This is a genomic window from Ruminococcus sp. AM42-11 (assembly GCF_003480145.1).
Classification (GTDB): domain Bacteria; phylum Bacillota; class Clostridia; order Lachnospirales; family Lachnospiraceae; genus Blautia_A; species Blautia_A faecis.
Window position 1 is genome coordinate 1 of sequence record NZ_QUIO01000077.1, and the last position, 7,185, is coordinate 7,185.

Annotated in this window: 6 protein-coding genes; all 6 read right to left on the minus strand. The window is 44.6% G+C overall.

Annotation, left to right across the window (positions count from 1 at the left end; translation table 11 throughout):
* Positions 1–204 precede the first annotated feature (204 nt).
* Positions 205–2,631, minus strand: coding sequence for a protein translocase subunit SecD (gene secD / locus DW904_RS22165; RefSeq protein WP_118584281.1), 2,427 nt, complete (start codon positions 2,629–2,631; stop codon positions 205–207).
* A gap of 73 nt (positions 2,632–2,704) precedes the next feature.
* Complete coding sequence (scfB, locus tag DW904_RS22170; RefSeq protein WP_118584284.1) at positions 2,705–4,066, minus strand: thioether cross-link-forming SCIFF peptide maturase; 1,362 nt, start codon at positions 4,064–4,066, stop codon at positions 2,705–2,707.
* A 92-nt stretch (positions 4,067–4,158) separates the two neighbouring features.
* The gene (gene scfA / locus DW904_RS22175) at positions 4,159–4,299 is read right to left on the minus strand and encodes a six-cysteine ranthipeptide SCIFF (RefSeq protein WP_021926839.1); all 141 of its coding nucleotides are present in this window, start codon (positions 4,297–4,299) and stop codon (positions 4,159–4,161) included.
* A gap of 127 nt (positions 4,300–4,426) precedes the next feature.
* Positions 4,427–4,777, minus strand: a complete 351-nt coding sequence (locus DW904_RS22180; protein WP_118584282.1) for a TIGR04086 family membrane protein — start codon at positions 4,775–4,777, stop codon at positions 4,427–4,429.
* Between the two features lie 88 nt (positions 4,778–4,865).
* Positions 4,866–7,019, minus strand: a complete 2,154-nt coding sequence (locus tag DW904_RS22185) for a hypothetical protein (RefSeq protein ID WP_118584283.1) — start codon at positions 7,017–7,019, stop codon at positions 4,866–4,868.
* Between the two features lie 27 nt (positions 7,020–7,046).
* Positions 7,047–7,130 carry a DUF6783 domain-containing protein gene (locus DW904_RS26075; RefSeq protein ID WP_347562227.1) on the minus strand — a complete coding sequence of 28 codons (84 nt, stop codon included), beginning with the start codon at positions 7,128–7,130 and terminating at the stop codon, positions 7,047–7,049.
* Between the last annotated feature and the right edge of the window lie 55 nt (positions 7,131–7,185).

Genomic DNA, 7,185 nt, shown 5'->3' on the forward strand with positions numbered 1-7,185 from the left:
ACTTATGCGTGAGGGCTCTCCCGAACGCATTAGTCGCAGTTAGCGATTAGTTCATCGGAGCGTTGCGCCGGCGAGTGAGTAATACACATTGTCCAAATGCGTCCCTCCTAAAGAACTTTTCAACCCACTAAATAGTAATAGAATTTTACATAAAAAGCAAGCCAGGACAGATGTTTCCACCTGTCCTGGCTTAAATTCATTTAGTTATCTGTCTTCCTCAGAAGAACCATTCTCAGCATTCTTAGCCGCCTCCTGGGCTGCAAGACGCTCCTGAACTCTCTTACGATTTTTCTTCTTCGGCTGGGTCTGTCCATTTGCAGCTGGAGCACTTGGTGCCTTTGCACTTGAAACAGACTGTTTAACCGGAGCAGCACCAGCTGTAGCTTTTACAGTCTGAGCCTGTCCGACGCCAATTTTCTTTTTCATTACCAGCCAGAGGGCTCCGGTAATGCATACAGAAGAATAAGCACCGCAGATAATACCAACCATCAGCGGAGCTGCGAACTCACGGATGGAAGATACACCCATGATATAAAGAACAGCTACCATGATAAAGGTAGTAAGGGAAGTATAAATACTTCTGGTAAGTGTCTGTGTAATACTCTTATTTACCACTTCTTCGAGCTCATCTACGCGCTTGCTTCCGTGAAGATTCTCACGGATACGGTCGAAGATAACGATCGTGGCGTTGATAGAATAACCAACGATAGTCAACATACAAGCGATAAAAGTATTTCCTACGGAAATTCTGGAAATCGCATAGAATGTAAGGACAACAAGCACATCATGAAGAAGTGCAAGTACCGCACTTCCTGCAAAACGGATATCCTTGAAACGGAACCAGATGTAAAGAAGCATGAAAATAGTGGCAACAAAAACGGCTACTACAGCATCTCTTCTCATTTCGTTGCTGACAGTGGAGGAAATACTCTCTGCCTGGATCAGGGATTCGTCTACACCAAACTTGTCAACAAGTGCCTTATTCAGTGCCTCACGTTCGTCAAGATTCAGGGAACGTGTCTTGATGATAACCTGATTTGTTCCAACAACCTTAGTAGGCTGTACATTCTTATCTCCTGTAACCTCTTCCACTACAGGTGTAACCTCAGAATCAATGGTCTTAATGTCCATATCTTCGTTAAAGGTGACATTGGTAGAAGTACCACCTGAAAACTCAAGGCTGTAGTTCAGGGCTTTTCCGCCTGTAGCCTTGTGGATCAGCATAGTGGCTGGTCCGGCAAGGATCAGGATAATGGAAAGGGTGAAGCATAATCTTCTCTTTCCAACAAAGTTAATGACTTTCTTCTCTTCAGTCTTTCCATAGAATTTCTCATCGCGAACGCCAACTGCATATAATGCATTGATCACAAGTCTGGAAAATACCAGAGCTGTAAACATGGAAATCACAATACCAAGTGCCAGTGTATATGCAAATCCTTTAACAGAACCAGTACCCAGCCACATCAGAACGAATGCTGCGATCAGGGTTGTGATGTTTCCGTCAAAGATTGCGGAAAAAGCCTTGGAGAAACCAGCTTTGATCGCGGATCTTACGGTAGAGCCTGCACCGATTTCCTCACGGATACGTGCATAAATAATAACATTCGCATCTACTGCCATACCAATGCCAAGGATGATACCTGCAATACCCGGAAGCGTAAGGGTAATGTCAAATGCATTTAAGGTAAGCAGAATGGTCGCTGTGTAGAAAATCAGGGAAAGGCCTGCAACTGCACCAGGTACACGGTAAGCGATGATCATAAACAGAATTACGATGATCAGACCGATCAGACCTGCAATAAGGCTGGTGGAGATTGCTTCTTCACCGAGCTGTGCAGCTACAACGCTGGAACGAAGCTCTGTCAGTTCAAGGCTCAGGGATCCGATACGGATATAGGAAGCAAGCTCCTGTGCTCTCTCAACACTTTCCATACCACTGATCTGTGCCTTACCGCCTGTGATGGCTTCATTTACTCTTGGAGCGCTTAATACGCCGTTGTCATAGATAATCGCGATCTGTTTTCCAACATTGTTCTGAGTTGCCTCTGCGAATTTTGTTTTTCCCTCGTCTGTAAGAGTCAGATCTACCACGTACTCTCTGCTGCTGGAATTCTGCTGCTGGATTGCACCGCCTGTAGCATCTGCCACATCTGTACCTTCCAAAACCACAGAGCCGGCTGCACGGATCTCGTCAAGACTTCTTGCCAGAGAGTATCCGGTCTCGCTGCTGGAATCTGCCTGGAAATTTGCGTTTCCATCCTCATCCTGCTGTGTGATAAAGCACAGGGAACCTGGCTGGCCAAGTTCTTCCAGAATAGCATTTGCATCTGTTACACCAGGAATCTCTACATTGATACGGTCAGAGCCTTCCTGATATACCTGAGCTTCTGTACTGTACTGCTCAACACGTTTCTGCAGCTTGTACACAGTATCGCTCATGTCTTCACTGCTTGGGTTACTGTCCTTTGCCTGATATGTAATGCTGACACCACCAGCCAGATCAAGTCCGGTCTTGATATTCTTCATGGCACCGGTTCCTGTAGGACCAATACCTACAGCAGCCGTATAGCAAAAGAATACGGTAACGATGGCAGTCAGGATCAGGACTAAGATACCTCTTGATTTTTTCATTGTTCTGTCCCTTCTTTTTTGTTTTTCGCAAAAGCAGGGACTGACAGAAATCTTCGCAGCTGGCGAAGTGCTATCAGTCTTCTGCCAGTGCAGCTTTTATCATGATGGCGCACTCCACACGCTTCCTCTGGAGCTCGCATCCGATTTCATAATTGCTTCTGATATCCTTATGGGCATGATATCCGTTTGCTGCGCATCCACCACTGCAGTAGAATCTTGCAAAACAATCCTTGCAGGCTGGCTTGGTGTAAACATTGCAGCATCCGAAATCCTTCTGGATGTCAGGTCTCGTAATCCCTTCATCCACATTTCCCATCAGATATTCTTCTTCCCCAACAAACTGGTGGCATGGGTAGAAATCCCCCCATGGAGTTACGGCAAGATATTCTGTGCCGCTTCCACATCCTGAAAGCCTCTTGTATACACAAGGGCCACCGGTAAGGTCGATCATGAAATGGAAGAAATTAAAACCTTTGCCTTCTTTCTCGCGTTTTATCATCTCTTTCGCAAGAAGGTCGTATTCTTCCATGATCTTCGGCAGGTCTTCCTCCCGAAGTGCGTACTCCTCAGATGGATCTGCCACTACAGGCTCTACAGAAATCTGCTTGAATCCAAGGTCTGCAAGATGAAGAACATCCTGGGAGAAATCAAGATTATGATGAGTGAAGGTTCCTCTTACATAATACTTGTCCTGGTTACGGGACTCTGCAAATTTCTGAAACTTCGGAAGGATCAGATCATAGCTTCCTGCCCCTTTGCGGAATGGGCGCATAAAATCGTGAACTTCCTTACGGCCATCAATACTGAGGACCACATTTCCCATCTCTTTGTTGCAGAATTCCATTACCTCATCGTTCAGCAGAACACCGTTGGTAGTAAGGGTAAAACGGAATTTTTTATTGTGGATTTTCTCCTGCTCACGGCCGTATGCTACCAGGTCCTTAACAACCTGCCAGTTCATAAGCGGCTCGCCGCCAAAGAAATCCACCTCCAGATTGTGTCTGGAGCCTGAATTAGCGATCAGGAAATCCAGTGCCTTCTTCCCTACCTCAAAAGACATGAGAGCTCGTCTTCCGTGGTACTCTCCTTCTTCTGCAAAGCAGTAGCGACAGGCAAGGTTACAATCGTGGGCGATGTGCAGACAGAGCGCTTTTACCACTGTCTGACGGTTCTTGGTAAATGTATCAATAGCATTCTCATATACATCTCTGGTGAAAAGCATGCCATCGGCTTTCAGCTTCTCACACTCTGCCACTGATGTCTTAATATCTTCTTCTGAAAACTGATCTCCCAGTTTTCCTACAATGGCAGCTGTGTCCAGACCTTCTTCCATATAAGGAAGTACTTCGTAGGTCACTTCATCCACAACATGGATACATCCGCTGTTGATGTCCAGCACGATGTTGTAGCCATTGTTCTGATAACGGTGAATCAGACTCATGTTAGTATATCCTTTCATTCTTTCCTATTGCATGAATAAGCAGCGGCTTTTACACCGCTGCTTACATACGTTTCCAGTTGCCCGACTTATTTGTTCTCGCAGCTCTGGTTTCCTACTGTACAGGATGTCTTGCATGCGGACTGACATGATGTCTGGCACTCGCCGCAGCCGCCTTTCTTTACAGTGTTCTGCAGGTTCTTTGTATTTAATGTTTTGATATGCTGCATAGTATTAGCCTCCTTATGTATATAATCTTTGCCTAGTATATCATATTTTTTTTATTTTTAAAGCATTTTTTATTGGACAGAGTGCGAATCTTTTCAAAAAATGCGGGAATGATTTCTCAAACACGCTCTAAGACAACATCCCACCAAGAGCACCACCACCCAGACACATAAAAAAAGTAGTTACTGCATGTACCAGACTCATTTCCCATTTTCCCTGCACTACAAAAGATACTGTAATCAAAAGCAAATAGTAAAAAGCCCCTACCAGAATTCCCCATAAATACTTATCTTTGCGCAGAATTTTTCCTGACATGAAGCCTCCTGAAAAACAGGACAAAATATACACAGCTACAATTCCTGCTGACACAGGCTTTTCTCCCAGGTCAAACTGGAATAAAAGGAATGCCAGAAGCAAAAGAAACGCTCCGGTAACTGCATAGGAAAAAAGTAAAGATTTTAAAATGACTTTTACTTTCATAAAAACAGCCCTCCCATATGTAATATATGGAAGGGCTGGCTTCGTTATTCATAGATTATGAATGTCCGTTTTAATTATCCTGTCTGCTTTATCTTTTCTTTTTGCGGACAATAATCACAATAATGATCACAGCGGCTGCAGCGATCACAAGGATCACAAAGGGAAGGATCATGGTGTTGTCACCAGTTTTTACTGCATTTGAGGTCTGACTCTGACCGTTATTTCCGTTTGAGGTAGCAGCCGTATTTCCTGCAGTGTTGCCTGTAGTGTTTCCTGCAGTCTGTCCCGCATTTGTACTGGAACCTGTTCCATTTGAAGAACTGCCATCTGTTGTGCCAGAATTTATAGTTCCATCAGATGCCACACCTGGTGTATTGCTGGTTCCGGAATTGTCACTGCCGTCAGAGCTTCCGGTACCAGATGAAGAACCACCATTTCCGGTTCCTGAAGTCCCATTGGAAGAGCCATTTGTATTTCCATTGCTGATTCCATTTGAATCACCTGTATTTCCACCAGTTTCATTTCCGCTATTGCTATCCGTTTTACCCGTTCCGGATCCATTTGTTCCATTCGTACCAGCTCCGGTCACAGATGGAGACGGGGTAGGTGTTCCACTGATCGTCACAGTAGGTGTAGGAGTTGGTGTACTTCCATCGCCATACGCTCCATTTGCAATGTCCTCTCCTACGATTGGACGAAAACCTGCAATTCCAAACGGGCTGAAAGAATGTGTGCTGAATACCATGGTGCTTCCGTTTACACTGGGAATAATGGTCTCTGTCGCACCATTATCAAGAAGATGCTCAATCGAATATTTATATCCTTCTTTGACAGGAATCGTTACGCTTACATACTGTCCATCCGGAATTTCATACTCTGTATTATTCTTCAGATCCCATAATTTAAATTCATAGGATTGGAAGATCGTAGCATTATCTTCATTTTTAAATTCGTAATTTTCACCACTTGTCACCTGGAACTGGACATACCAGGGAAGATCTATGCCTGATACAGAAATTCCCTCACAACTATGATTCTGAGCAGCCCTTGCAGCCTGCTCTTCTTCTGTGAGATCGTCCTCAGCAGTTGCCGGTCTTGTATCCGCTGTGGTAAAGTCAAGAGGATTATCAAATATATTTTTCTGGTCATCCTCTGTAGGGTCTGTTGTGTCTTTTACATCCGTGGTGTCTGTTGTATCTGTGGTATCTTTTTTCTCTTCTGTGTTCTCATTTTTTCCAGAATCCCCTGTACCATCAAGAATGGTAGCACCAGGCATCACCTCACCAAAAGTTTCGTTCAGTTTTCCAGTATCTTCTAAAGAATCTGCGGTCTGCACATTGTCAGATGCTGCATCCTCACCATTATCAGAATTTGTACTCTCTATGCTATCTGCGGCTGTATCTGAACCTGTATCAGCTTTTGACTCTTCTGCAGCTGTATCTAAATTTGTATCAGCTTTTGACTCTTCTGGGGCTTCTTCCTGAATATCTTCAGAATCTACAGTTTCTTCCATTGCAGGAGCCGTTGCTTCTGTTTTTTCTGCCGGGGTTGTAATTCCAGCCGCTTCGGTGTTCTCTTCAGATTTTACTTCATTGGAAGCAGGAGTGCTCTCGATGGTTTCTTCTTTCTTATCTGATTCACTGTTCTGCTTGTTTCCCGCATTCTCAGTCTGATCTTCTGTCTTCCCTGAAGCTTCTGAATCATTCTGCTGATTCTCACCTGTAACTGCTGCGTCATCTGATTTTATATCTGTATCTTTATTGTCAGAAGTTGTGTCGTCCGGGACAGATGCTTCACTGCTCTCGTCACCTGTTTCCACATCTGCAGCAGTATCAGAAGGCTGATCTTCAGAACACTCTTCTATGCTGCTGACAACAACTGTGATCTTACCTTTCACAACTTTTTTCTCAGAATCCCATCCGGAAATATAAGAAAGATCCACGTCTGCTGCTGGTTTAAATACTACTTCGCAGGTCTGCACTCTTTTATCCGGTATATATGAATCATCTGCCCAGGAAAGCGTTCCATAATCACTCTTGGGCAATGCCACTTCCGAAAGAGCAACTGGCTGATCGATTGTGATATTATCCGGAATCAGACTGGATTTCTCAAGTCTGGTCTCTGTATTCTGCCCCCATGCAGCTACTGGATAAACCTGTCCAGTCATAAGTACTGCTGTCATCGCAGCTGCCGCAAGTAATGATACGCTTTTTCTGTACATAACGTTTTTCTTCTTTTTCATCCTGGCACCTCTGTCGTAATATGTATATTAAATGTAACTGCCCACATCCCTAGAGCCTGTTTGAAAAATCATTCCCGCAATCTGCACGCCCCACTTTGCGGGAGATTTCACCCGAATTCGGTTGCCGTAGCCCGCTACGGCGCCTCATCCGAGCGAAATCTCCCAC

Coding starts and splice junctions, on each gene's coding strand:
- DW904_RS22180 (WP_118584282.1), bottom strand. CDS start 4,777: ATGAAAGTAAAAGTCATTTTAAAATCTTTACTTTTTTCCTATGCAGTT.
- DW904_RS22185 (WP_118584283.1), bottom strand. CDS start 7,019: ATGAAAAAGAAGAAAAACGTTATGTACAGAAAAAGCGTATCATTACTT.
- scfA (WP_021926839.1), bottom strand. CDS start 4,299: ATGCAGCATATCAAAACATTAAATACAAAGAACCTGCAGAACACTGTA.
- secD (WP_118584281.1), bottom strand. CDS start 2,631: ATGAAAAAATCAAGAGGTATCTTAGTCCTGATCCTGACTGCCATCGTT.